Origin of the sequence: Cyanobium gracile UHCC 0281 (assembly GCF_034931305.1) — a bacterium.
Classification (GTDB): domain Bacteria; phylum Cyanobacteriota; class Cyanobacteriia; order PCC-6307; family Cyanobiaceae; genus Cyanobium; species Cyanobium gracile_A.
In genome coordinates this window covers 1-24427 of the sequence record NZ_JAYGHY010000043.1, presented here as the reverse complement: position 1 = coordinate 24427, position 24427 = coordinate 1, and the positions used below count along the sequence as shown (strand labels likewise).

General features: G+C 59.9%; 32 protein-coding genes. 21 read left to right on the top strand and 11 right to left on the bottom strand.

Annotated elements, in window-relative coordinates:
* The 8 genes from rfbD to VB739_RS11985 all read left to right on the top strand — a co-directional run.
* A partial coding sequence (gene rfbD / locus VB739_RS12020) for a dTDP-4-dehydrorhamnose reductase (RefSeq protein WP_323357291.1) occupies positions 1 to 770 on the top strand: 770 nt, incomplete at its 5' end.
* A 29-nt stretch (positions 771 to 799) separates the two neighbouring features.
* Complete coding sequence (gene rfbB / locus VB739_RS12015) at positions 800 to 1945, top strand: dTDP-glucose 4,6-dehydratase (protein WP_323357290.1); 1146 nt, start codon at positions 800 to 802, stop codon at positions 1943 to 1945.
* Positions 1942 to 3393: a cysteine--tRNA ligase gene (gene cysS, locus VB739_RS12010; protein WP_323357289.1), complete on the top strand. Its 1452-nt coding sequence runs from the start codon at positions 1942 to 1944 to the stop codon at positions 3391 to 3393. Before rfbB ends, cysS begins: the two co-directional genes overlap by 4 nt.
* A gap of 10 nt (positions 3394 to 3403) precedes the next feature.
* On the top strand, positions 3404 to 3643 hold the full coding sequence (locus VB739_RS12005; RefSeq protein ID WP_323357288.1) for a hypothetical protein: 240 nt from the start codon (positions 3404 to 3406) through the stop codon (positions 3641 to 3643).
* The gene (locus tag VB739_RS12000) at positions 3640 to 4074 is read left to right on the top strand and encodes a TA system VapC family ribonuclease toxin (protein WP_323357287.1); all 435 of its coding nucleotides are present in this window, start codon (positions 3640 to 3642) and stop codon (positions 4072 to 4074) included. The genes VB739_RS12005 and VB739_RS12000 overlap by 4 nt, the downstream gene beginning before the upstream one ends.
* Positions 4075 to 4138: 64 nt before the next feature.
* On the top strand, positions 4139 to 4558 hold the full coding sequence (locus VB739_RS11995; RefSeq protein WP_323357286.1) for a nucleotidyltransferase substrate binding protein: 420 nt from the start codon (positions 4139 to 4141) through the stop codon (positions 4556 to 4558).
* Positions 4555 to 4890, top strand: coding sequence for a nucleotidyltransferase domain-containing protein (locus VB739_RS11990; protein ID WP_323357285.1), 336 nt, complete (start codon positions 4555 to 4557; stop codon positions 4888 to 4890). Before VB739_RS11995 ends, VB739_RS11990 begins: the two co-directional genes overlap by 4 nt.
* Before the next feature lie 4 nt (positions 4891 to 4894).
* Complete coding sequence (locus VB739_RS11985) at positions 4895 to 6136, top strand: hypothetical protein (RefSeq protein WP_323357284.1); 1242 nt, start codon at positions 4895 to 4897, stop codon at positions 6134 to 6136.
* Here VB739_RS11985 and VB739_RS11980 read toward each other — a convergent pair.
* Both VB739_RS11980 and VB739_RS11975 read right to left on the bottom strand, forming a co-directional pair.
* Positions 6102 to 6317, bottom strand: a complete 216-nt coding sequence (locus VB739_RS11980) for a type II toxin-antitoxin system HicB family antitoxin (protein WP_323357283.1) — start codon at positions 6315 to 6317, stop codon at positions 6102 to 6104. The genes VB739_RS11985 and VB739_RS11980 overlap by 35 nt on opposite strands.
* Before the next feature lie 34 nt (positions 6318 to 6351).
* Positions 6352 to 7230 (bottom strand): class I SAM-dependent methyltransferase, encoded by an 879-nt coding sequence (locus tag VB739_RS11975; RefSeq protein ID WP_323357282.1) that lies wholly within the window; start codon positions 7228 to 7230, stop codon positions 6352 to 6354.
* Between the two features lie 83 nt (positions 7231 to 7313).
* Here VB739_RS11975 and VB739_RS11970 point away from each other — a divergent pair, with 83 nt between their 5' ends.
* Positions 7314 to 7574 carry a hypothetical protein gene (locus VB739_RS11970; RefSeq protein ID WP_323357281.1) on the top strand — a complete coding sequence of 87 codons (261 nt, stop codon included), beginning with the start codon at positions 7314 to 7316 and terminating at the stop codon, positions 7572 to 7574.
* A gap of 12 nt (positions 7575 to 7586) precedes the next feature.
* On the opposite strand, the gene VB739_RS11965 is transcribed toward VB739_RS11970, so the two are convergent.
* Positions 7587 to 8795: a hypothetical protein gene (locus tag VB739_RS11965; protein WP_323357280.1), complete on the bottom strand. Its 1209-nt coding sequence runs from the start codon at positions 8793 to 8795 to the stop codon at positions 7587 to 7589.
* A gap of 39 nt (positions 8796 to 8834) precedes the next feature.
* On the opposite strand from VB739_RS11965, the gene VB739_RS11960 reads away from it, so the two are divergent.
* On the top strand, positions 8835 to 10100 hold the full coding sequence (locus VB739_RS11960; RefSeq protein ID WP_323357279.1) for a hypothetical protein: 1266 nt from the start codon (positions 8835 to 8837) through the stop codon (positions 10098 to 10100).
* 543 nt (positions 10101 to 10643) lie between these two features.
* Positions 10644 to 11408 (top strand): hypothetical protein, encoded by a 765-nt coding sequence (locus VB739_RS11955; protein ID WP_323357278.1) that lies wholly within the window; start codon positions 10644 to 10646, stop codon positions 11406 to 11408.
* Between the two features lie 378 nt (positions 11409 to 11786).
* Here VB739_RS11955 and VB739_RS11950 read toward each other — a convergent pair whose 3' ends face one another.
* From VB739_RS11950 to VB739_RS11940, 3 genes are read right to left on the bottom strand one after another with little or no spacing between them, the layout of a single operon-like run.
* Positions 11787 to 12938, bottom strand: coding sequence for a glycosyltransferase (locus VB739_RS11950; RefSeq protein WP_323357277.1), 1152 nt, complete (start codon positions 12936 to 12938; stop codon positions 11787 to 11789).
* Positions 12935 to 13948 (bottom strand): glycosyltransferase, encoded by a 1014-nt coding sequence (locus VB739_RS11945; protein WP_323357276.1) that lies wholly within the window; start codon positions 13946 to 13948, stop codon positions 12935 to 12937. The genes VB739_RS11950 and VB739_RS11945 overlap by 4 nt, the downstream gene beginning before the upstream one ends.
* A 9-nt stretch (positions 13949 to 13957) precedes the next feature.
* Positions 13958 to 14995 (bottom strand): glycosyltransferase family 25 protein, encoded by a 1038-nt coding sequence (locus VB739_RS11940; protein WP_323357275.1) that lies wholly within the window; start codon positions 14993 to 14995, stop codon positions 13958 to 13960.
* Positions 14996 to 15352: 357 nt separating this feature from the next.
* On the opposite strand from VB739_RS11940, the gene VB739_RS11935 reads away from it, so the two are divergent.
* The 4 genes from VB739_RS11935 to VB739_RS11920 all read left to right on the top strand — a co-directional run bounded on the left by VB739_RS11935 (position 15353) and on the right by VB739_RS11920 (position 19158).
* Positions 15353 to 16597, top strand: coding sequence for an exostosin domain-containing protein (locus tag VB739_RS11935; RefSeq protein WP_323357274.1), 1245 nt, complete (start codon positions 15353 to 15355; stop codon positions 16595 to 16597).
* 7 nt (positions 16598 to 16604) lie between these two features.
* Entirely contained in the window at positions 16605 to 17405 is an 801-nt protein-coding gene (locus VB739_RS11930; protein ID WP_323357273.1) for a hypothetical protein, read from the top strand.
* Between the two features lie 761 nt (positions 17406 to 18166).
* Positions 18167 to 18559: a type II toxin-antitoxin system VapC family toxin gene (locus VB739_RS11925; protein ID WP_323357272.1), complete on the top strand. Its 393-nt coding sequence runs from the start codon at positions 18167 to 18169 to the stop codon at positions 18557 to 18559.
* 377 nt (positions 18560 to 18936) lie between these two features.
* Positions 18937 to 19158: a hypothetical protein gene (locus VB739_RS11920; RefSeq protein WP_323357271.1), complete on the top strand. Its 222-nt coding sequence runs from the start codon at positions 18937 to 18939 to the stop codon at positions 19156 to 19158.
* 71 nt (positions 19159 to 19229) lie between these two features.
* Here VB739_RS11920 and VB739_RS11915 read toward each other — a convergent pair whose 3' ends face one another.
* The 4 genes from VB739_RS11915 to VB739_RS11900 all read right to left on the bottom strand — a co-directional run bounded on the left by VB739_RS11915 (position 19230) and on the right by VB739_RS11900 (position 20626).
* Positions 19230 to 19640 carry a type II toxin-antitoxin system VapC family toxin gene (locus VB739_RS11915; protein WP_323357270.1) on the bottom strand — a complete coding sequence of 137 codons (411 nt, stop codon included), beginning with the start codon at positions 19638 to 19640 and terminating at the stop codon, positions 19230 to 19232.
* Positions 19637 to 19915, bottom strand: a complete 279-nt coding sequence (locus tag VB739_RS11910; protein ID WP_323357269.1) for a hypothetical protein — start codon at positions 19913 to 19915, stop codon at positions 19637 to 19639. Before VB739_RS11910 ends, VB739_RS11915 begins: the two co-directional genes overlap by 4 nt.
* Positions 19916 to 20060: 145 nt before the next feature.
* Positions 20061 to 20405 (bottom strand): type II toxin-antitoxin system PemK/MazF family toxin, encoded by a 345-nt coding sequence (locus tag VB739_RS11905; protein ID WP_323357268.1) that lies wholly within the window; start codon positions 20403 to 20405, stop codon positions 20061 to 20063.
* Positions 20402 to 20626, bottom strand: a complete 225-nt coding sequence (locus VB739_RS11900) for an AbrB/MazE/SpoVT family DNA-binding domain-containing protein (RefSeq protein WP_323357267.1) — start codon at positions 20624 to 20626, stop codon at positions 20402 to 20404. The genes VB739_RS11905 and VB739_RS11900 overlap by 4 nt, the downstream gene beginning before the upstream one ends.
* Before the next feature lie 218 nt (positions 20627 to 20844).
* Here VB739_RS11900 and VB739_RS11895 point away from each other — a divergent pair, with 218 nt between their 5' ends.
* From VB739_RS11895 to VB739_RS11870, 6 genes are all read left to right on the top strand, one after another.
* Positions 20845 to 21126 (top strand): hypothetical protein, encoded by a 282-nt coding sequence (locus VB739_RS11895; protein ID WP_323357266.1) that lies wholly within the window; start codon positions 20845 to 20847, stop codon positions 21124 to 21126.
* Positions 21113 to 21433 carry a hypothetical protein gene (locus VB739_RS11890; RefSeq protein ID WP_323357265.1) on the top strand — a complete coding sequence of 107 codons (321 nt, stop codon included), beginning with the start codon at positions 21113 to 21115 and terminating at the stop codon, positions 21431 to 21433. Before VB739_RS11895 ends, VB739_RS11890 begins: the two co-directional genes overlap by 14 nt.
* 114 nt (positions 21434 to 21547) lie before the next feature.
* The gene (locus VB739_RS11885; RefSeq protein ID WP_323357264.1) at positions 21548 to 21799 is read left to right on the top strand and encodes an AbrB/MazE/SpoVT family DNA-binding domain-containing protein; all 252 of its coding nucleotides are present in this window, start codon (positions 21548 to 21550) and stop codon (positions 21797 to 21799) included.
* A complete protein-coding gene (locus VB739_RS11880; protein ID WP_323357263.1) occupies positions 21796 to 22200 on the top strand; it encodes a type II toxin-antitoxin system VapC family toxin in 405 nt (134 codons plus the stop codon). Before VB739_RS11885 ends, VB739_RS11880 begins: the two co-directional genes overlap by 4 nt.
* 346 nt (positions 22201 to 22546) lie before the next feature.
* Positions 22547 to 22792, top strand: a complete 246-nt coding sequence (locus tag VB739_RS11875; RefSeq protein WP_323357262.1) for a FitA-like ribbon-helix-helix domain-containing protein — start codon at positions 22547 to 22549, stop codon at positions 22790 to 22792.
* A complete protein-coding gene (locus VB739_RS11870; RefSeq protein WP_323357261.1) occupies positions 22789 to 23196 on the top strand; it encodes a type II toxin-antitoxin system VapC family toxin in 408 nt (135 codons plus the stop codon). The genes VB739_RS11875 and VB739_RS11870 overlap by 4 nt, the downstream gene beginning before the upstream one ends.
* 3 nt (positions 23197 to 23199) lie before the next feature.
* Here VB739_RS11870 and VB739_RS11865 read toward each other — a convergent pair.
* A partial coding sequence (locus VB739_RS11865) for a DUF6880 family protein (protein ID WP_323357260.1) occupies positions 23200 to 24427 on the bottom strand: 1228 nt, incomplete at its 5' end.

Here is a 24427-nt window from a genome sequence, read left to right as displayed (position 1 = left end):
CGGCCTGCCGGGCCGCCGTGGCGCAACACCGGCCCGACTGGGTGCTCAATGCCGGCGCCTACACCGCAGTGGATCGGGCCGAGGCGGAACCGGCGCTGGCCGAGGCGGTCAATGCCGGTGCCCCCGGGGCCTTCGCCGAAGCCCTGGCCAGCGGCGGCGGGCGGCTGCTGCAGGTGAGCACCGACTTCGTCTTCGACGGGGAGCAGGGCCATCCCTACGCCCCGGAGCAGGCCCTGGCCCCCCTGGGGGTCTACGGCGCCAGCAAGGCGGAGGGGGAACGGCGGGCGGCGGCCGCCCTGCCAGCTGAACGCCTCTGCCTGCTGCGCACCAGCTGGGTGTACGGGCCAGTGGGGGCCAACTTCTGCCTGACGATGCTGCGGCTGCACCGGGCCAAAGCCGCCGCTGGCGAGTCCCTGGGGGTGGTGGCCGACCAGGTGGGCTGCCCCACGGCCACGTCCGGGCTGGCGGCCGCCTGCTGGCGGGTGATCGAGCGGGGCGTGGCCGGGCGCCACCACTGGAGTGACTGCGGCGCCGCCAGCTGGTACGACTTCGCCGTGGCCATCGGCGCGCTGGCGGCCCGGCGGGGGCTGATCGACGCCCCGGCGCAGGTGCGGCCGATCAGCACCGCCGACTACCCCACGCCGGCCCGGCGCCCCGCCTATTCGCTGCTGGATGGCACCACCACCCGGCGCGCGCTGGACCTGGAGGGGCAACACTGGCAGGCCGCCCTGGCCGAGGTGGTGGCGCAGATTCCCCTGCCCCAGGCCTGAACCCTTTTTCTTCATCTCGCTCCGCCCCGATGGATCCGTACCCCGCCCTCGACCTGCCGGTGCTGCTCGCCGGCCGTCGCCGCATCCTGGTGACGGGGGGGGCGGGGTTCATCGGCGGGGCGCTGGTGCGGCGGCTGCTGCGGGACAGCACGGCGACGGTGTTCAACCTCGACAAGATGGGCTATGCCAGCGATCTGCTGGGGGTGTACAACACCCTGGCGGAGCTGGGTGAGGCGGCCGAGCGCTCCGACGGGCCGCGGCACCGGCTGCTGCAGGTGGACCTGGCCGATGGTGAGGCCACCGCCGCCGCGGTGCGGCAGGCCGATCCGGATCTGGTGCTGCACCTGGCGGCCGAAAGCCACGTCGACCGTTCGATCGACGATCCGGGTGCGTTCCTGGTCAGCAACGTGATGGGCACCTACCACCTGCTGCAGGCGGTGCGGAGCCACTGGGAAGGGCTGGCGGCGAAGCGCCGGGAGCAGTTCCGCTTCCACCACATCAGCACCGACGAGGTGTTCGGCTCGCTGGGGGCGACCGGGCGATTCTCGGAAACCACCCCCTACGACCCGCGCAGCCCGTATTCGGCCAGCAAGGCGGGCAGCGACCACCTGGTGCAGGCCTGGCACCACACCTACGGGCTGCCGGTGGTGCTGACCAACTGCAGCAACAATTACGGCCCCTGGCAGTTCCCCGAGAAGCTGATCCCGGTGGTGATCCTCAAGGCCGCCGCCGGCGAGCCGATACCGCTGTACGGCGATGGCGCCAACGTGCGCGACTGGCTGTACGTGGAGGACCACGTGGAAGCGCTGCTGCTGGCCGCCACCAGCGGCGAGCTGGGGCGCAGCTACTGCGTCGGTGGCCATGGCGAGCGCACCAACAAGCAGGTGGTGCAGGCCATCTGCACCCTGATGGACGAGCTGCGGCCCGCCGGCTCCCCCCACGCCGGCCTGATCACGCCGGTGGCCGACCGGCCGGGCCACGATCGGCGCTACGCCATCGACCCGGAGCGGATCAGCACGGAGCTGGGCTGGCAGCCCCGCCACGACTTCCACCAGGGCCTCAAGGAAACGGTGCGCTGGTACCTGGAGCACGGCGACTGGTGCACCAACGTGCGCAGCCGGGCTGGCTACGGCGGCGGCCGCCTGGGCCAGACCACGACGGGGACAGGGCATTGACCCTGCGGCTCACCAACACCCTCAGCCGCCGCTGCGAGCCCTTCGAGCCGCTGCAAAGCGGCCAGGTGTCGATCTACTGCTGCGGGGTCACCGTCTACGACCTGTGCCACCTGGGCCATGCCCGCAGTTACATCGTCTGGGACGTGCTGCGCCGCTATCTGGTGTGGAGCGGCTACGCCGTCACCTTCGTGCAGAACTTCACCGACATCGACGACAAGATCCTCAAGCGGGCCGAGGAGGAGGGCAGCAGCATGGAGGTGGTGAGCGAGCGCAACATCGCCGCCTACCAGGCCGACATGGCCGCCCTGCACATCCTTCCCCCCGACCGGATGCCGCGGGCCACCCGCAGCCTGGACGCGATCCGCGGCCTGATCAGCGAGCTGGAAGCCAAGGGTGCGGCCTATTCGGCCGACGGTGATGTGTACTTCGCGGTGATGCGCCAGGCCGGCTACGGCAAGCTCAGCGGCCGAACGCTCGAGGAGCAGCAGGAGGGGGCCAGCGGCCGCACCAAGGAGGCGGAGGAGGCCCGCAAGCGCCACCCGTTCGATTTCGCCCTTTGGAAGGGGGCCAAACCCGGCGAGCCCAGCTTCCCCTCGCCCTGGGGGCCGGGCCGGCCGGGCTGGCACATCGAGTGCTCGGCGATGGTGCGCGAGGAGCTGGGCACCACGATCGACATCCACCTCGGCGGCGCCGACCTGATCTTTCCGCACCACGAGAACGAGATCGCCCAGTCGGAGGCGGCCAGCGGCCAACCCCTGGCGCGCTTCTGGCTGCACAACGGCATGGTGAATGTGGGCGGCGAGAAGATGTCCAAGTCGCTGGGCAACTTCACCACAATCCGGGCCTTGCTGGAGAGCGGTGTCAGCCCAATGACGCTGCGGCTGTTCGTGCTGCAGGCCCACTACCGCAAGCCGCTGGACTTCACCGGCGAGGCCCTGGCGGCGGCCGCCACGGGCTGGAAGGGGCTCGACGCCGCCCTGGGGCTAGGCGAACGCCACGGGGCGGCCCTGGGCTGGGGGACCGAGTCAGCAGCCGAAGCCTCCGAGGCGCTCACGGAAGCCCGCGGCCGCTTCGCCGCCGCCATGGACGACGACCTCAACACCTCGGCGGCCGTGGCGGTGCTGTTCGAGCTGGCCCGGCCGCTGCGGGCCCTGGCCAACCGGCTGGAGCGGGGCGACACCGAAGAAGGCGCAGAGCTGGAACCCCGCTGGCGGCTGCTCACGGAGCTGGCCGGGGTGCTGGGACTGGAAGCGGAGAAGGTCAAGGAACCGGCGGCGGTGGAGACGGCGATCCAGGAACGGATCGAGGCGCGCCGGGCCGCCAAGGCTGCCCGTGATTTCGCCACCGCCGACCGGATCCGGGCCGAACTGGCCGCCGAGGGCATCGAGCTGATCGACCGGCCGGGCGGCGTGACCGAGTGGGTGCGCACTAATATGCGCATCAAGTGAAGCGGCACCCATGCGCACCACCCTGGAGTTGCCCGATCCGCTGTTTGCGCGCCTGAAGGCCCATGCCGCCAGCCGGCACCTCACGCTCAAGCAGCTGTTGCGCACCTACGTGGAGCAGGGGCTTGATGGAGAACCCCCAGCCCAGCGCCCGCCACGATCGGCCGCAACGCTGCCCCGAATGGACGGTCCCTTGCCCATTCCAGGGGAACAACTGAGCAATTCAGGGCTGTTCAGCCTGATGGAACCATGACGAGCCACACGGATCTTCCAGATCTCAATGTCTGGCTGGCGATGACCTCAGCAGGCCACGCGCATCACACCCAGGCCGTTCACTACTGGGAGACCGAGGCCGCCGAACGGGTTCTGTTCTGCAGCGTCACGGCCCTGGGCCTCGTGCGGCTGGTGAGCCAGCCGAAGCTGATGGGTTCCGCCGTGAAGAGTTCTGCCGAAGCTGCTGCCCTCCTGCAATGCCTCTGCGCCCAACCGGGGGTGTCGATTGCAGAGCCTGAGCAGAGCGCCTGGGACATCTTCCATGCGCTCGTCTGCGACCTTCAGCTGCCTTCAAAGCACTGCACCGATGCCTACCTGGCAGCCCTGGCGATGGCGAACGGCTGGCGGTTGGTGAGTTTCGATCGAGATTTCAACCAGTTCAAGGACCTCGATTGGCTATCCCTCTCATGAGTCACCGCTGGATGTCACCGGCGAAGCCCCGGGGGCATCACCGACTGGGTGCGGAGCTGAGGACATGATGGACGACCTCGACATCCGCTGGCAGCAGAGATTCTCGAACTACTGCCGGGCGCTGGAGCAGCTGGAGACGTTCTTCCAGCCCCCTGAACTGAACGCCCGGGAGCAGCAGGGGTTGATCAAGGCGTTCGAGTACACCTTCGAACTGGCTTGGAACACCCTGCGCGATCTCCTGCTCAGCCAGGGAAACGAGCAACTGCTCGGTTCACGGGATACGTTGAAGGAAGCGTTCCGTCTGGGCCTGATCCAGGACGGCGAAGCCTGGATGCTGATGATTCAGGACCGCAATCTCACCAGCCACACCTACAACCGCTCCACCGCCGACGCGATCGCCGGGCACATCGGCCAGAGCTACCTCGCCTGTTACCGGCAGTTGCGGGCTTCTCTGGAGACGATGCTGCCGGAGTCGCCGCCATGAGCCCCCAGCCCTCCACCACACCGATGGGATCGATCCCCGGCATCCCTGAGCGGACCCAGCAGCGGCTGCAGCAGGTGTTCGACACCCAGGCCCACCTGGAGGCCGTGTGGCTGTTCGGTTCCCGGGCGATGGGTCGCCATCGGGAAGGGTCGGACATCGACCTCTGCCTGGAGGGGCGCGAGCTCAGCCATCGGGACCGGCTGCGGCTGATGGCGGCGATCGATGAGCTGCTGCTGCCCTGGCAGGTGGATGTGGCGTTGCGCCGGGAGATTTCGGCTGACCTGGAGGCCCATGTGAAGCGCGTCGGCCGATGCCTCTGGAGGCGGAGCTGAGGCGATGGCAAGTGTCTCGGTGGTGATCCAGTTCTTCGAGGACTTCGACTTCATCGAGCGGGTGGTGGAACGGCTCGCCTGGGTGGACGAGATCGTCGTGAATGACGGGCCGTTCACCTACACGCGGGAGCTGCTGGAGCCCCTGGTGGGGCGGGATCTGGATCAGCCCTCACAGCGGGCGGCCGGCCTGTTCGCCCTGCTCTCCCGGCGGCTGGCGGTGCCGATCCACTACCACCACGGCGTGTTCGTGGGCGAGCGGGAGAAGCGGATCCACGGCTACGGGTTGGCAACCAGCGATGTGGTGCTGTCGGTGGATGCCGATGAACTGCTGCTGCTGGATCGGGACGCAGTGGAGCACTTCTGGGCCAGCGCGGCGGTGGTGGCCAGCTTTGATTGCGTGAATTTCACCTACCTGAACCTGGTGTGCGGCAAGGCGGACAGCCCGCTGGTGGCCCGCAAACCTTTCGCCTTCAAGCGCGAAGCGATCACGGCCGAACACCACCTGGATTACCTGTGGCTGGTTGGGGTGGAGCAGGCGGCGGTGGCCAGCGACGACTTCCTGCCGGAGGCCCTCTGCGGCGGCGCCCACCTCACCACCGTGCGCAGCGCCTACGGGGCCAGCATCAAATTCGGGTTTTACAACTGCCTCTACTTCCAGCTACACGGCGAGCGGGGCCTGGAGGGCAGCTTCCAGGCGGCGCGGCAGTTTTTCGCCCAGGGAACTTTCGATAGCGCGGCCCAGGCGGAGGTGTATGGCCGGGCGATGGCCGATGCGATCGGCTTCCCGAATGAGCAGCAGTTCCGGCGAGCCGAGGCGCCGGAGGTGCCGGAAGCGATCCGGCACGTGGCGGAGGAGGCGTGCGCGCCGTTCAACCATTCACTGCCCCACCGATGCCTCAACGGCCGCCTGGTGCCGGGGGTGCCGCTCTACGCGCTGATGGCGGCCGGATCGGCGCTGCGGGTGTCGCTGGCGATCGCCGGCGAGGCGCGGCTGCGGGTGCTGCCGCTGCTGGTTGACGACCCGCCGCTGGACCTGGGCCAGCCGGCCGTGGAGCAGCGCTGGACGGCGGAAGCCCTGATGCCGCACGAGGTGCGGCTGGATGCAGCAGACACCGAAGCCGGCGAACGCATCGGCCACCTGGTGGAACTGCTGGTGTGGAGCGGGCCCGAAGCCGTGGCCGCCTGGGCGGGGGCCTCGCTGGCGCCGCCGTTCAGCCTGCAGGTGGTGGATCCTGCGGGAGCTTGATCGCGTGCAGGGTCTGGGCGTCAGCGGCCATCCCCTCGAGGTGAAAGGCGATGGCCTCCCGGATGTGCTGAATCACCTGTTCCTGGGTTTCTCCAGTCGCCACACAACCCGGCAGATCAGGCACGTGGGCCGAGAAATTGGCCCCAGCCTGTTCAATCACGACGGCAAAGGATTGGCTCATGGCAGCGGGAGTCCGGATTGCTTGGCGATGCTCTTCAGGGTTCCTGGGGGCGTTGGGCCATGAACACCAGGATCCAGGGGATTTCGGCGCCGAGGATGCCGTAGGTGGGGGAATGGATGGCTTCGATGCGGGGATCCTCGAAGCCGGCGTGGCGCAACTGATCGAGAAACTCCCAGCCGGGAATGCGATAGACGAGGGAGCCTTGCTTCGGCTGCACCGGGTCGCCGTGGTACTCGGCTTCGGCCAGGAGTTCGGGTAATAGGTCGTCGCCGAGGTGCAGGGCCTTGACCGTGGAATCGGCCTGGCCATAGGCGAAGGGCACCGTGCCGAGAAGGGAACCACCGGGCACGAGCACCCGCCGCATCGAGCGCAGCGCAGCCGGCAGGTCGTAGACATGCTCGAGGATCTCGTTGCAGATCACCGCATCGAAACTGGCGTCGGCAAAGCTGAGGGCGCAGAGATCTTCGTGGTGGACGGTCTCACGCCGGGGATCCTGGGGATCGGGCAGGTATTCGCTGCCCTGATAGTGGGCCACCAGGCTCCGCAGGCGCTCGGCGAAGGCGGTGATCGCTTCCGGGCAGTAGAGCCGCAGCGACTCGAGCAGCGGCAGTTGGCCGGCTTCGATCAGCTGACGCAGCAGCAGCAGCACCGCCCGTTGCCGCGACACCAGGCCCTCGTGCTGCAGGCTCTCGCGGAAGTTGGGCGCCACCACCTGGAGCGCATCGGCGGCGATGGGGGCATCGTTGAGGGGGTCTTGGATGCCGTTGAGGGCCATCAGGCGCAGGCTGGTGCGCACCTGGCGTTCGAGATCACTCCACTGCGCTGCAAAGTCGTCCTGGAAAGCGGCCTGGTGGCGATAGGTGCGCTGATCAAGGGTCGGAGGGGCCAGGGGCACGGCGCCGGTGCAGACCATGGGGCCACGCTAGTGGGAGCTGGTGGTGGGGTCACCCGGGCCGAGACTCGACGGGCACGGGCAAGGCCCCTAAGCTCACTTCGATGAGCCAGACACCAGCCACCACTGAGGATCCGCAGGTTCTGGCGGCTGAGATCGCCAGCCTGAAGCGCCAGCTGCAGGAGGCACGCGATGATGCCGATCTCAATCTGCTGCAGTTGCAGCAGGTGCAGGAAGAGCTGGAGTTCTATTTCCTCGCGCACCAGGAACAGCTGCAATTGCTGGAGCTACACCAGCAGGAGGAACTGCGGGCTGAAGTGCTGATCGCTGCCCTTCTGGAGCGAATCGGAGCGGCCGGGGGCTGAACGGGAGGGGCCTCAGGCTTCCAGGGCAAATTGCGCCTCGGCCTCGCTGAGGAAACGCGAGAAGCCGCCCAGCCGCTGGCGGGCGCCGTCGAGATCCGGCACGGGATCCCCGGAGCCGGGGATGGCAGGAGGCAGGGAAAGGCCGAGGCGGGCGGCGGCTCGCTCCAGCAACTGGCGGAAGCGCTGCAGTGCTTGGTCGGCCACCACCTGGGACGTCCCGCCCGCCGTTGCGGCGGCTTCGGCCTGCTGCAGCAACGATCGCAGCGGCTGCCACTGGGGGTCATCGGCCACCAGCCGCAACAGCAAAGTCAAAGCCGCCGAGGCATCGCCGCTATCGAGGAGGGATCGGACATGCAAGACACCGGGGCCTCGCCTGGCCTCACGGCGCCGCTGGCGGAACACTTCGGCCAGCTCAGGGGTCGCTTCGGCGATGGCCTGGCCCCAGTGATCCAGAGCTGTGCTGATGGCACCGGCTTCGAGGTCCGAGCGAGCGGCGATGTCCCAGTACCAGGGATTGCGGCGGGTGTCGGGGGAAGCGGTGGCGATCCAGGCGGCGCAGCGCGCCCGGTCTCCGATTCCCAGAGCCAGATCGGTGGCTTTGAGGCGGGCGTGGTCCCAGTCCGGCCGGAGATCGGTGAGCAGGGCCCAGAACCGATAGGCCTGGCTGGGATCGACCGCGATCAGCTCCTCCCCCACCAGGGAGGCAAGGAAGGGCTCGATCGGTGAGTTAAGAGCCTGCTCGTGGCGGAGTAACAGGATCAGTTCATCCAACCCCGGCTTGGTGAGGGGGTACGTCCAGTCGGCCTGGGCCTGCTGCCGCCAGCTGGCATCGAGGGATCGGGGGTCGAGCCGGCGCCATTGGCGGATCCGGGCCGCCAGCTCGGTGACCTCGGCAGGGCGCTCGCCCGGCACGGCCGGCCACAGCCCCCAGAGATCGGGTACCAGGCCAAGAGAGGGATCGAGATCATCCGCCTCAAGGACGGCCAAATCGGCTTGGTGCGGCTGGCCGGCAAGCAGCCAAGCCAGACTCACTTCCAGGGCCAAGGGGGCGCCCCAATGAGGTGAGCTCCGGAGCTCCCCAACGAACGTCTCCAGCTCCTCCACCAGGCAATAGCGGCCGATCCAGCGCAGCTGGTTGAGACGTACGGAGCAATCGGCAGGAGGCTCGCCGGCCAGCTCCAGCCGGAGTTCCGATGCGGTGGGCCAACCGATTCGGTTCACAGCCTGGGGATCACTGGCACCATTGTGAGGTGAATGGCCATGGACCGCATCGAGGAATGGCGGATGGAGCGCGGCGGACGCGTAGTGATCGTAGATCCGAGCTTCGCCAGCGACGTGGGGCACCACAGGGATGTGAACACCCAGCTGCTGAATGCCCTAGGCAAGGAAGGATGGCAGGCCGAATGCTGGGCCGATGCGGCCGTGAAGGCCAGCGAATGCCGAGGGGTGTTCCGTGGTTGCGGTTACGTGGATCCACGCCACTGGGCCGATCTGGGGGGGATGGTGCACCTGGCTCGGCAACTGGAGGCGCAGCTGCTGGATCTCTTGGCGCGAGATTCCGTTGCAGGCGCTGAGCCGGTTGGCGGCTGGGTGGTGCACACCGTGCTGCCGTACCAACTGCTGGGGCTGGCCCGGGCGTGGCGCCACTACCCCGCGTCCACGATGGTGGTGAGCCTGATGTTCCCTCCCGGGGAAACACTGGAGGGGAAGGGTGGAGCAGCCTCAGCAGCGACCAACTGCCAAGTGGCGTTGAACGCCTTGGCAAAGGTAGTGGAGCAGGGCGGGCATCGGCTGCAGCTGGTCCTGCCAAGCCAGCAGAGCCAAGAGGTGTATGGCCCTCTGCTGGCGGCGGCGGGCCTGGAGTGCGCCGGTGTGCATCCATCGGTGGTCGGTGCTGGGCTTCCGGTGGAGTCACTTACCATGACCGAGCTTGATGAAAAAGGGCCCGGGCCGAGGATCCTGCTGCATTGGGGCGACCTTAAACCCGGTAAGGGGCGCCAAGAAGCATTGGAGGTGGTGGCAGCGCTGCTGGAAAGAGAAGCCGTGCCGGCAACGCTGCAAGGAGCCAGTTGGTTGTTCCATCTGCACAGCCAGGAACCGTTGCCGGAAGCGGAACACGCCCTGCTTTCGAGTGCACGTGAGCGGATCAACGGATTCCATTGGCTGGACGAGCGGGTGGAGGAGGGGCGGATGCGCACCCTGTTGGCAAGTTGTGGTGGCGCCCTGCTGGCCTACGACCCGGTGATCTACAGGGAGCGCAGCTCAGGACTGCTGTGGAGCTACGCAGCTGCACGGTTCATGAGCGGACGGCCTGGTGCGCTGGTGGGCCATGCAGGCAGCTGGCTTGAGCGGGAAGCCTTGGATTTAGGCCTCTGCTGGCATAGCTCAAGGAATGAGAGATGGATCGATTGCATCGCGGAAGCAGTCGACATAAACAGCGTAGAGAACAACTACACGGAATATGGCGAATGGATTCTCGGATCGACCTTCGGAGGGCATGCCTCCGGACTCCTCATGAAGACTTAGAATGAGAAAGATCAGCTACGCATTCCACCTGATAAGCCCAAGGAAAGAATGTCCCAAATGGCCATTCTGCAGTTTTGAGCATCGAGTGTGAACCATTGCGATCATCTTCCACATCAACGCACAAGCGATGAAGCATGGGAGACTAAAGAGGCGAGCCTGATTTCGTTATTTGGCTGAGGATACTCGCAACGAGGGCAGATGAAGCGGCTGTGCCATGAGATACTTGGAGATCAAGACAGACTTAAGTAGCATAGTTTCCAGAAGCAGACAGTTCACTTCATTAATTCAAACGAGCAGCGTAGACAAGACGCTCAGAGAGAGTTTGCAGAGATCATCGGAGAGGTGGCTGATGACAATCATGGCCAATAATTGCGTCATCCAAGCTGTTACCTAAGAGAGTGAGGCGGAAGAATCGAGGGATTACCAGAGATAAAGAACATCTTGCACAAGATGGGCGAACTGATTCCTGCACAAGCTGAATTGAGACTGCCGTCTCTCGGGTAACTTGTCAAAGATCCCGTCTGAGCCTAGAATGGTGATGAATTGAAAGGCCCGACAATGCCTATTGAGAATACAGGTAAAAAGAACTTGATCTGGCAGTACCACGTGAATGTAGTGAACGGCTACTATGGACCTCACAGGTTTAATATAGCCAAAGCTTCGTCAAGTCTAATGTCTATGTATGCAATGAAGATCGGGGCTGAATACAGGCTTGTAACTCAACCACAGTTTTCCGAAAGAAGACTGCCTGGGGGTCCTGCAATGGAAAGATTCCAGCTTCTCGGCAATGAGTATGAAGCCTACGATAAGATCTTGTACATTGATACGGATATCCTCCCTTCGGCTGAAGCACCATCAATATTTGATGATTATTCCTCAGCAGATATTGCAGGGATTCATCGGCCTCACCCAAGAGATTTGGAAATACTGAAGAAAGGATGGCTATCGAAGGCAGTTGATCACAATAAGTATATTGAAAACTACGTCAATGGAGCAATTCTACTAATGAGCAGAGAGTTTAGGGCTTACCTAATCGAAACAATAAATATAGATGATATACAGTGTGATGCCGGAAAACACTGGGATACTCATGGTATCGACGTCAAGTGGCCGGTCTATGACCAAAGCATGGTTAGCTATGCAATTGCAATTTCCTCATTTACTCTTTCGAGAGTTAATGAGACATTCATCAAGGGACCATACTTCTTTAACTATGGTGGCCAAAAGAGCCATTCAACATCGAAAGAGTTCTTTGAACGCTACAGATCGCTTCGTGATGATTGGTTAGCAGGGGATACTTATCTTTGAGACATTCACTGTAGCGCTTGCTCGATATGCATCCGCAAGTCTCAGCCTTATACCTAATTCAAGCAGAGATGTATCAAACAATAATCGAGGATCCATTGACTAGATAAATAGCTACGTGCATGCCACTCTATATTTTGAATTATGGTCATTAGGAAGTAAGCCAATACCAATCCTCACAGGCCTATCGCACGATATAGCCTGGCTTAGATCATAAGTTTAAATGCATCAACACAAGACCAACAAAGCATTGACATTTGAGTAATATCTGCGTGTTCTTAGTCTAGGAATAAGTGCCATACATCGATTTGACTCCCATTCATGGCCAGTAGCAAGATTGGATTATATATTGCACTTAGTAACGGGCTCAAGAGTCATCCATCAATCGAATAATGATGTTAACGCTGAAAAGAATGTTCGTCGACATGACCACATGTGTGAGCAGAGAGACTTCTTTTTCTCATAGACTAAGTCAAAAAGACTATTGGGATTCAAGTCACACAGAGCTTTAATCGAACTCGATACATCGGTGGGTTCAATATCATAGAAATCAGCCAGACGAGCCATCGATGCAAGTCGTGCCGGCAGCCGGATACCACCCAAACCAACAACGTCATCCATTGGGAAGCCACCAGTATAGATCGGAATTAGACCATACTGACATGCTTCAAAGAGAGAAAGACCAAGTCCCTCGAATCTACTTGGATACAGGAAGAATGTGCAGGACTTGTACATTGAGACAAGCTCTTTCCTTTGCAAGAAACCAGACATTGGCTGTATCAGACTAGAAGGATGCAAGTTAAGTGCTTCGAGATCCTCATCCCTATTGCACTTAAAGTATATCTTTGCTGATTGGTAATTTGAATCTGTTAGTTGGCGCAGGGCAGAAGCCAAGATGTCAGCACCTCTTCGCTGCATCCACCCGTTATTCCCTCCCGAAAAGAAGAAGCTTGGCAAGCTGGATAGTTGCTCATGCCGAAGAAATAGGTGTGATGGAATGATCGGTCCAGGAACGGACCAAGAGATGAATATACTGTCAATTCCAAGGCTCATCAAGCGTCGAAGAATGCACAAAGAACGAGCCAAACAGATCACATCATATTCTCTGATTATGCTGATCCACTCGCCAATCGCACTTGGACAATCATATTCGGTCGTCTTTGGATAGACGCACCATTCGAGATTAACAAGCAAAAAGTATCTGATGCCAATATTAAGAGCCAACTTAGCGATGCTTAAGTTGAGGGACTCAATCTGAATAACCGCACAAGGATCTTCTAGGATATCCGAAAATAGCAAGTCATTGCTAAGGAGCTTAGGATTGGGTTCAACGTCTATTGAATAAGGTCCATAGTGAGTCAAGCTATATACGGAAGTCGATTGTTCCGTAAAGTCCTTATTGTGGCTGTACTTATCTAAGACAAGAAGGACCTCATACCCACATTTATGCAAGGCCCTACTAAGATTAATCGCATCATTATAAATGCCCTGTGACCTGTTATCGGTCGAAACAATTATGATTTTGGGCTTCATGGCTGCTTATCAGACGATTGCCCTAATAGCCCAGAGTTTTGACACAGTTTGAGAAGAGTCTTGTGCAGCTCCGCATAGTCTAGGTCAGGATTAATGCTGGCATGGCGCAGCAAGCCTCTTAGATACCCCGTCTGAAAGAACATCTCTTTGGCATAATCAATGACCAGAAACAGGAACTCCTTATCAATACCTACACTGATTCCTTGTTGAAGAATCTTGTCAAGGAGAATGGCAGATGATTCGTTGTCGTGAGACTGGCGTTTCATATTCTCCGCAAAGAACTCAGATTCAAGAATCTGCTCAGACCGGCCCCTACCATACTTTGTAAACTGCTTAGCAAAGCTGATTGAGTCGTCTCTGTGGATATGTCTTACATATGCATCCACGCAATGGACAACTTGAAAGTTTGGATGGGCTTGAGCAAGCCTCCAGCAGATTTCGGAATCTCCTCCTGATGTCATGTTCTCATTAAATCCACCAACGGATACAAAGTCTGCCAACGACATCAGGCAATTTGCTGTTTGCGCAAATGGCCGAAAGGCCCAGCCAGTAGCTGCAGACTTCTGATTTAGAATCTTCCTAGACTCGGCATACGCAAGAAACAGTGAAATGTCAGCATGCGAAGATTCTTGATGATAGGGGAGGATATCTCCTGCAAATACAGCATGGACCCCCTCAGGCTGATTAGAAATATATGCACGGTAGCACTCTAGTATTGTGGCGCTCGGAATTACATCTGCGTCAATAAACAAAAGATACTTTCCGAACGCATGTTTAGCCCCACAGTTTCTAGCGAAGTAACTTGAAGCTTTGCCAATTGCATCAACAAGGCGAACTCGTGGGTAACTTGAGAATTCAGACAGATATTCATCACTAGAGTTGTTATTAACAAATATCACTTCATAGCTGAAGCCAGAGGCCTCTAAGCGATTGACTGATCGCAATAGATCAGCGAGGCGATTTCGCTCATTGTAGAAGGGGATAATGATGGAAATGAGTGGAATATTCATGACGATGGCTTATATGTTAAAGCAGTAGTCGGATAGCTTCCACCGGAATATGTTATCCTCCTTTACACCTTCATTGGACTGATTAGCTGTATCTGCGATATCGCTTTCAGAGACATCCTGGATAAAGAGATTCGGGAAAACGACAAATGTCTGAGATGCATACTTACGCTTCAGGTAGTGCAAAGCACCAATATCAAGAGGCAGAGTTGAATCATCAATTAATTGAACGAACTCAGGAACTAGAGTCTTATGGATCATTGTTGCATGTGAAGCAATGCTAGTGCCATTGCAACGGTAAATGTTATTGCTGATCCAACTTATATCCTTTTCGTTCCAGAAGTACTGCATGGCCCCAAGTGAAATTATCATTGGATCAAGGCCACTGACTTGCTTCCATGCCTCTTGCCAGATTGCCCAGAAGTCCGTATGTGGTCTGACATCGTCATCGCAGATTACTATGAAATCTGAGACTGATAAACGCTGATTAACTGACGCATCAATTAGAGCCTTACGATAACTCAGCAGATACCCGATTGATCCCAGACTGAGGAGCTTTTGATTCCACTTTTCGTAAAAGTAACGCTCGCGAGAAGGAACACTGCCATAGTCCTTATATGCACTGATACTATACTGAATGCCATGCTCTGGAACATTGGCGACCAACGTCTTTGCGTACTCCTTATTATCTTCGTAAATGCTCTTGGCGAGATCTGAACTTGCCCCATGAATTGCCGAGATGAATGCAGGGTTAATACTAAGCTTGGCGGCAATCCTTTGGATTAGTTTTCTTCTATCTTCTCGAGATTTCAAGTTCAAAAAATAGAATACTGGAAATCCGCTGCTATCAAGATGAAAAGCAGACTGGTCGCTTAACTGCCCATTCGGAACATCATCTCGAGTCTTCTGTAGGTCATGCAGAAATTCAATAGTACGACAAACCTCATGATACAAATATGAGGATTCCGACACGGCTTCTTTAACGGCCTTTAGGCGGTGATAGTCATAATCAACAAGCCCTTGACCATGCATTGAAACAGAGCTCGACATTGGGCAGTTCTCTCTAAAAATGAACCAGACTAATACTTGCTTAGACGAACCTTATGAAATCCATAAGGATAATTCAGGGTAAGTTCAGTGGCTGATTAAGTACCGGATTGTATGAACAATAGATGCGACAACGGAAATGAATGTAGCACAGGCTACGAATCAATGTCTAGACTCCGATTATATGCATCTCAATCGTGATGCATGTTGCGTGATCACTTTCTACATTCCAATTGCATCTCAGTATCTATTTAGTCGATACGATCGGAGTTATGATTTGTTAGTGGTAGATCCTATGCTCGACCTGCATCATAAACATCAGTCAGATGGTAGGATTATACTCAATTGGTTCATCAAAACATGAATCAGCTAACTTGGCAAAGACCTAACAAGACAGAGGAGTATGCGTGGGAAGCCATTGATAGGCTTCAACTATCCTGTAAGTCAATTAGGTTTTTTCGTTATCCGTGGGCATCGTGGATAGACAAGACTAGAGACTCGTACACCATCGGAATTCCAAAAGATGGGCAGACCTTTAATGGAATAACGGCAACTGTATGCCAGCATATCGACGCATTGAAGCATATTTACCAGTTTAAAGAGTGTGGAATAACTGATTTGTTTTGGAGCCATGCTACACATTGCTCAAACTACTGCGAAGGAGTAAGAATTCACCCCTTCCCTCTTTATCCAGTTCGTTGTAGCGATTATGTTAATGCTGATCATATTAAGGCATCGGACAGATTATTGCTCTACTCGTTTCAAGGGGCTTATCAGCCCGATCTCTATATTTGTTCTGTACGTGCGTGGATTGCAAAACTACCCGATCAAGAAAATGCCATAGTTCGCCAGACTGATGAGTGGCATTTCGAACAGGTAGTGTATAGAGAACAGGTTCACGACCAGCTTCCAGATCCTATAAGGCATCAACAGCTAAAACGTAATGCTGATTTCTATGTTGAGCTAATGAGGAAGAGTGTATTTGCCCTTTGCCCATCTGGTTCTGGTCCAAATTCGATAAGGTTATGGGAGGCTTTGGGGTTTGGCGCAATACCGGTGATTCTGTCTGATAGGCTTCGACTACCCGGAGATCCCTCACTATGGAAGCAGGCTGCAGTCTTTGTTCCCGAAGAGGAGGAAGCGGTCATGAAGCTTCCGGAGTTACTTGGCAGTTTAAGTTCAAGCCGTGACTTGCTGAATAGCATGCAGAAGGCTGGAGCACTTCTGTATCGACGCTATGGTATTCCACTCTTTTGCTCAGATCTAGTCAGGTTTCATGAAGACCCAGATGGCTTTCTATTGTCACAAAGCATTAAGCGGTTGTCCGGCAATTGTGTATTGAATAGTAACGAGTCTCCAGCTGACCCCATAATTATTAGCAGCTCAGATTCAAGTACACTACCTAAGAATCTAATGAAAGTTCTACGCGGAGCCCAATCAGACTTGTCTCTAATTATACAAGTTATTTCCAACGACCCATTACCTCTTATTAATGCACGATGGAGATCATCAATCAAACTCTGCAAGACGCTTATTGGTGAGTCTGGCATTCAAAACTGGGCTGTTTCATCTCGATCACCGGACATTGAGTTACTTACACGCTAGTTGTACTATGAGCAATGAAAAGCCTTTTGATTTAGTTGAGATCCACAACAGACTCGAATTACTCGAAGGGAAGCTTCGTCATACAATTGAAAAATCATGTCTTAACGTTGTTAGGCAACTAGAAAACTTTCAACAGTTGCATTCGCTCATTGGAGACATTCCAGCTGATCTTCATGGATGGCCACTCAGTGCTGACGTATCCTTGTTCTTGGTACGTCTTGTACTTCAAAATAGATACTCGTTTATTGTTGAGTTTGGTTCTGGCACCAGCACATACATCTTATTAGAAGCTCTTGCGAAGTCCTCCTTGCGCCCCTCTCATGCTTCAAATTCTCCAATCATGCTTGTTTATGAACATTTATCTGAGTACTTCCAGAAAACTTCAATCCTCGTAGAACATTGCACATCTAGAAAACATTGTGTCCTTAGCTTGTCACCATTAGAAAGCTGGTCAGACGCAACTGGTAATTATTTCTATTATAGCAAAACTGATCAGATTCGTACCTTTGCAACAGTACTCAAGCGGAAGCGTAAGTTTCCGCTAAAGAAGGTTCTTGTTCTTGTAGATGGCCCACCCGGAGCTACAGGCAGATGGGCTCGATATCCTGCCTTGCCAATCATATTAGACTCACTAAATGGGTGCAGGGTTTCGGTAGACTTAGTGCTTGATGATACTCTTAGAAAGGATGAGCAAGAAGTAATTGCTGCGTGGATAGATATCCTCAAGGTTCACGGGTTTGACTATACTTTAAGCACTTTGCCCTTTGAGAAGGGTGCGGCATTGCTTAGTTTCTCGACTTTTCAATGACAGGCAAGCATATCATTCCTTTCTCTGTGTAGAGGTTGGTCATATAGGTGTAACTTCCGTTGCTAGGAATGCTGATACTTCTCCAACCCCGCCCTTTCACCCTCCTACAGCCTGAGACTGGCTCGAGATTTCCTGGATTCGCTATTCATGAAATCGTCTGCACTCAACTAAGACGACTCTGTTCCGTGACTAGGGGGGGGGGTAATCAGTTAGTTCCTCCTCTGCATTCTACCTGTCTAGCGCTACTCCTCAACCAGATTGTCGCCGGTCAGAGCTGATTCATGAGCACCAGGAAAAGATCGACGATGCTGAATCCCTTGCGCTAGCAGGGTACCTTCCATCAAGGTGCTCTACCCTTTCGCCGGCAGGGTGTAGGCCACAGCCCCCATGGTCCCATAAGCGATGATCCTCCCCGGTGGTTCCCGCCTCACCTGGCTCTGGGCCCTGCTGATCGGCCTGTCCGTCCTTCGCGGCTCCAGCCCGTTCTGGTTGCCACCGGGGTCGCCGCTGCATCCGTCCCTGTGTCGCCTGATGCCTGGGTTGCCGGCCTGTGGGCGTTGACTCCCCCGCAGCACCTGGCCGCCAACACCATGCTCGGCTCGAAGCGGAGAGCTGAGCGCGATCCGACCCTGTCCGTCCGGCCAGATCCCAGACCTGTACAACCTGTACACAACCCCGGATCCGCCCACAGAACCCACCAGCCCCCACAGCCACGCCTGCGGCAGACCAAGCAGCCCATGGGGCGTCTACACGCTGGCGTGATGGCGCTGAACATCCGCAACCCAGAGGCCGATCGCCTCGATGAGCTCGCCCTGCGGAGTGCAGCGCGACCACGGAAGGACAACCGCACGCCCGAGGAAATCCTCGTCTACGACGCCATCGTTCTCGAGGCCCGCTTTGGCACCGATGTCCAAGGAGATCTGGATGTGTTTGTGGCCGCCGCAGAGATCGAAGTGGTCAGCTTCGACCGCGACCAGGCGCAACTCGCACGCATGGCATGGCGTCGTTTCGGCAAGGGTCGCCATCGAGCCGGGTTGAATCTGGGCGTCTGTTTCTCCTACGCCCTGGCCAAATCCCTCGCTGCACCCCTTCTGTACAAGGGCGATGACTTCATCCACACCGATCTTGCACCGGCGATGGAAGCGGGCCGCTGAAGGGTGCTCGGCCTGCCATGCCGCCAACACCATGCTCGGTTCGAAGCTGCGCCCCATCGCTGATGAATCCCTTGAGCTGAGCGCGATCCGACCCTTTCCCCCCAGCCAGATCCCAGACCTGTACAGCTTGTACAGAACGCTGGATCCACCCGCAGAGCCCATCACTAAGTGGAACCACGGATGCGCTTCCCCTGGTACTGGCGTACTATGCAATCAGTCCAGACTTGGCGTCGCTACGGTCATGCCAGAGAACAAAGCGCCAGTTTCCGCGAGTCCGGCCGATCCGTTTCCTTTGCTCGATCGAGTCGGTTATGCCTCCCTTGTCGGTGGTTTCCTTGTCGTCCTGATCACGTTCTTTACCTCCTACAGCCATGTCGATGTCTTTGGAGTCCACGTCAACGTCAATCAGCAAATCGGAATTCCTTGCCTCTTTGCCGCCTTGGCGGCGCTGGTTAGCGAAGTTAAACTGGCATCCAACGATCGATGCGCAGATCAGAGAGCACGAGAGCGAGAAGCGCACGAAGCTGCTCGAGAAAGAGGACAAACGACTCGCCGTTATCGAATCCAAGCTCGATGCGTTGTTGCTCAATGCCGATTGAGGCCTTGGCTTTGTTGATGGAAACGATCAAGACGTCTGAGCCCTGAGATCAGTGCGCCGAACTCACCCCACCTAACGCACCACCACCACCCGCAGCCCCGGCACCTGCCGAAACGACGCATCGCCTGTGATCATCACCGCCCCATCGCCGAGCTGCAGGCAACAGGCGGCCTGCAGCGCATCCGGCGTACGCAGGCTGTGTTGCCCGCGAAGGTCAGTAGCCAGCTCCACCACGGCCGCCGTGAGCTCGACCCAGATCAGATCCGTGCGGCAGAAAAAGGAATCAAAAGTGGCGAGGGTGGCTGGATCGCGGCGACGCAGAGGGCCGACACGGCATTCCAACCAGCTCAGGCGGCTCACGGCCGTACCCATGCCTGGGTCGCTGGCCACCAGATCGGCCAGCACCTGCCTAACGCCATGAACCCACGGCTCGCGGCCCTCCAGCACATAGATCAGGGCACTGGCATCAAAAAAGGCGATCACCAGTCGCGCTCCTCCTCCAGCGCCGCATCGATCTCCTCCTTGCTGCGCCCCACCGCGGCCACTGGACAGCTGAGCAACCACGCCAATGCTGAAACCTCAGGCGGCGGGGCCAGGGCGGCGCGCTGACACAGCTGCTGGTACTGGCGTTCGCTGAGCACAACCGCAGCCGTGCGGTTGCGTTTCATCAGCTGCACCGGGCCCCGTCGCAAAGCCTCTTCGATGGCGGCGATCCCGCGCCGCTTGAGCTCACTGGAACTGAGCCGGCTGCCGTCCACCCGATCCACCTCTCGCCAAGGCCAACGCTTGACCCACAGCCTAGCCGCGATTCAGTACTGAAGGCAGTACTGAATCCTGCGTGGCTGGAAACGGCGGGCGCGATCCATCCGCCAAAGCACCACGACCATGGGGCCTTGGCAGCGCTCAGGTCGCGGTGGGCAAGAGCTTGCCCAGTTGGGCCTCCACCCCGGCGCGATCGGCGGCGGCCAAAGCACCCAGGCCCCCGGACACCAGCCGCTCGTCAAGCGTGAACAGCTTGAAGCGCACCAGGCAGGGTTGGGGCAGACCTGCAGCCTGCAGATCTTCCAAGGTCCAATCGAGGGGCCACGAGGATTGCCGCGCCGATGTGATCATCGCCAGCAGCAGATGGCCGCAACCACGCTGGAAATCGCTCTGGGAGAGCACCACCGCAGGCCGCAGCTTCTGGGCGTGCCGATCCGTGAAAGGGAAAGGCACCCGCACCACCGCGTACCTGTCAAAGGTGCTCATAGATCCCGGAACGCCTCCTCATCTTCCGGACTGCTCCACTCGCTCAGGCTGCTCTCCAGCCCCTGCAGATAGACAAGATCCAACGGCGCCACGGCCCGCACACGCACCGAGCCGTCTTCCAACTCCCAACTGAGCTGATCGCCTTGCCGCAATCCCAGGGCCTCACGTACCGCCTTCGGCACCGTGACCTGCCCCTTGGCGGTGAGTGTGGCAACCTCCATCGCTGGCAACCCAGTCACTGGATTTCACCCTAGGCCGGATGTCTCCTTGTCGTAAGGCGTCCTTACGAGCATGCGGCAAAGCTGCGGGCTGACACCGATCCATCCGCAGAACCCACCACCGCCAGCGTCAGCCATGTCGATCTGGCGCGGCGTGAGACCTTGGCTTTCGTGCCGCACGAAAGTTAGAATCGCGTGCAGCACCAAACCAGAGCATCGCCATGGCCAGGACCACCCGTGCCCCTGCGGTCAAGCTGGTTGGCGCCAATGGCCAGATCTCCCTCGGCAAGCAGTACGCCGGCCGCCAGGTGTTGGTGGAAGAGCGCGAGCCCGGGTTGTGGATCGTGCGCACCGCCACCGTGATCCCCGACAACGAGCGCTGGCTGCACGAACCGAAGGCCGCCACCGCTCTGGAAGCCGCGATGGCCTGGTCGGCCAGCCATGCGCCTGATGATGCCGATGTGGACGACACCCTGAGCCGCCTTGGCCATGCCGAGCGATGACGCGAAGGTAAGGCTCGACCTCAACAACCCCGTCTTTCAGGAGCAACTGCTGATGCTGCAAAAGCCTGAGCGCCATGCAGCCCTCGACACGCTCAACAAGATTCGCCAACTCACCTGGAATCAGCTCTACCGAGACCCAGGGCTCAAATGGGAGAAAATCACCAGCATCAAGCCGCCCAAAGGCATGGATTCCCTGTATTCACTGCGCATCAGCAGGGCTCGGCGCGCCACTGCCCATCGTGACGGCGACTTCATCCGTTTGCTCACCATCGCGCCTGATCACGATGCCGCCTACGGCAAGACGTGAAGCTGGAAGCCAACCGGGCTGCTTCTGATCAATCCCAGAAAGGCGCTTGGCGCCAGCGGCCATCGGCGGTAAGGGCAGAACGCCTTACAGTGGTGCTCCTGGTGGTCTGGATCCATGGCCCATCTCACCGTCACCGCCAAGGGCCAGGTCACCCTCCGCCGCGAGCTGCTGCGCCATCTCGGGGTGCAGCCGGGCCAGCAGATCGAGGTGACGACGCTTCCCGGCGGTCGGATCGAGGTGCGCGCCGTCCAGCCCCCCGGCAGCATCGAGGCCTTCATCGGCCACCTCGCGGGCCGCAGCCCGAAGGTGGCCAGCCTTGAGGAGATCCAGGCGGCCGCCGCGGCCGGCTGGGCCGGCGAACCATGAGGATCACCGCCGACACCAACGTGCTGATACGCGCCGTGGTGGGCGACGACCCCTCCCAGTCGGAAGCGGCGATCGCGGCACTGCGCAGCTCCGAGCAGATCGCCGTGGCCCTGCCGGCCCTCTGCGAGTTCGTCTGGGTACTGCGCCGCGTTTACGGCTTCCAGGTGGCTGAGATCGCCGCCGCGATCCGGGCCCTGATGGCCGCCAGCAACGTCAGCCTCGATCGCGCTGCTGTGGAGGTGGGTCTGTGGCAACTGGAGGCCGGTGGTGATTTCGCCGATGCGGTCATCGCCCACCAGGGTCAGTGGCTCGGTGGCGACACGTTCCTGTCCTTTGATCGGCAGGCCGTGACCCTGCTGCAGCAACAGGGCCTCGCCGCCGAGCTGCTCGGCTCCAATTAGCCCACCACTACCAACCGCAGCCTCGGCACCTGTTGCAGGCAACAGGCGGCCTGCAGCGCCTCTTCGATGGCGGCGATCCCGCGCCGCTTGAGCTCACTGGAACTTAGCTGGCTGCCATCCACCCGATCCACCTCTCGCCAAGGCCATCGCTTGGCTCGGGGGCGATCCGGTCCTGCCCGGCCGACCAGTTCCCAGACCTGTACAGCCTGTACAGAGTGCCGGATCGAGGCCTTCACCGGCCACCGGGGTCAGTGGCTGGGCGGCGACCCGTTCCGCTGAAAGACGCATGCAATCGGCATGCATCTGACTAACCTGACCTCACAGCCTCCACCCATCCGGTCGGCCGATGCCCTCCCTGCAGATTCGTGATCTCCCGGAACCGCTGCACCAGCAGCTGCTGCTCCGATCACGGCAGCAGCACAGGAGCCTGGCCCAGCAGGCCATCAGCGATCTGCAGGCGGCCTGTGGTCAGGCCCCCCGCGAACGGCGGCGAAGCGTGCTTCTGTCCATCGCCGAACGGCTGCGAACCCATGGCCCACTGACCTGCACCGAGAGCCCGGAAGCCATGGTCCGCTCCGATCGCGACCGGTGAAGGGCTCTCCGCCGCCGACCCGGGTCGTTCTTGATGCCTCGGCTGCGATTCGCGTGCTCACCGGTCAGCCCGATGCCGCGCCTCTGATCCAGACCCTTTCCTCCGCCACCCTGGTCATTGCCCCGGCGCTGATGCTCACGGAGGTGACCAATGTCATCTGGAAGATCGGCCGAACGGGAGGACTGGGGCAGGCCGATCCGCAGGAGCTGCTCCTTGAGGCCCGCCATCTGGTCGATCATCTGGAACCTGATCAGGCGCTTCAGCCTGAGGCCCTCGCGCTGGCCCTCCACCTGGATCACTCCGTCTACGACTGTCTCTATCTGGCCTTGGCTCGGCGGGAGGCGGCCAGCCTGGTGAGCATGGACCGTCGCCTCCTGGCCCTGGCTGAGCGGGTGTTGCCCTGAGCCTCACGGCTCCACCAGCCTCCAGAAGCCCCAACGCCCCCCGAAGCGCTCCTGCAGCCGTGAAACGAAGGCGGCATGGTCGGGGTGGCCTTGCCAGTCGTCGAGGCGGTCGGCCAGCAGATCGCAGCTGCGCAGGTGCTCGGCGACGTGGCGGTAGCGCTGGCTGCGGCCCGTCTCCAGCGCCCCCCACACCATCGGCCGCAGCAGCAGCGTGGCCGCCAGCGGATGGTCGGCGCTGAGCCGCTCGGCGGCGGCGCTGTGGAGGGCGTAGGCCTCCCCGTCCCAGGCGGTGGCGTGAGCCAGCACCAGCCGGGCGGCCCGTGCGAGCGCCCCCCAGCCCACCAGAAACTCCAGCGCCAGCAGGCGGCTCGGGTGCTGCTCGGCCACCCCGAGGGCGCGCTGCTCCGCCTCGCCATCCTCAAAAGCCTCGAGCCGCCGCAGGTGGTCGCGCAGGTGCGGGATCGAAAGGGTGCGGCAGAACCACTGCCAGCGCATCTCCTGGGCCTCGCCGTGGCGATCCAGGGCTTCGAGCACGGCCAGGCGGCTGTCCAGCCAGGCGCCATCGAGCCGGCCTGGGGCCTCCGCCGTGGCGCCATCGAGGATCTCCAGGGCCTGCGCCGGCCGGCCGTTGGCCAGCAGCACCCGGGCCACGTCGGCGGCCACAGAACGCCGGCGCAGATCCGCGGCGCTGAACTGGCCCAGGTAGCCCTCCCCATCCCCCCGGGCCTCGGCGATCTGCAGCAGCAGCCGGCTGCCGCCCACGGCACCGCGCTCGCGGCAACCCTGCTCCAGCCGCTGCAGGCCAGCGTCGCCGAGGGCCTCCTTCAGGGCCGGCACCAGAGCATCGAACGCTCCGTGGCTGTCCTCCAGCAGCAGTTCTGCGGCCTGCTCGGCCAGGGTCTCGGGCGCCAGCCGGGCCGCCAGCGCCAGCGCTCCGAGCTGTTCAGCGGCCCGCTCGAACACACCCACCACCACACCGGTGCCGTCGGAGCAGCGCGCCAGCACCCCGGCGGAGATCTCCAGAAAGCGCAGCAGCAACTCGCAGGCCCCCCGGGGATCGTCGGCCGCGATCGGCCCGGTGATCGCCTGCAGCTGGGCCTCCAGATCGCTCAGCAGCGCCGGGCGCCGGGCCGACCCCACCCAGGTCCGGGCCCGATCGATCGCCGCCAGCCGCTTGCGCACCTCCTGGGCGGCGCCGCCGGCCCCCTCCGCCGCCGCCAGCGCCAGGCGC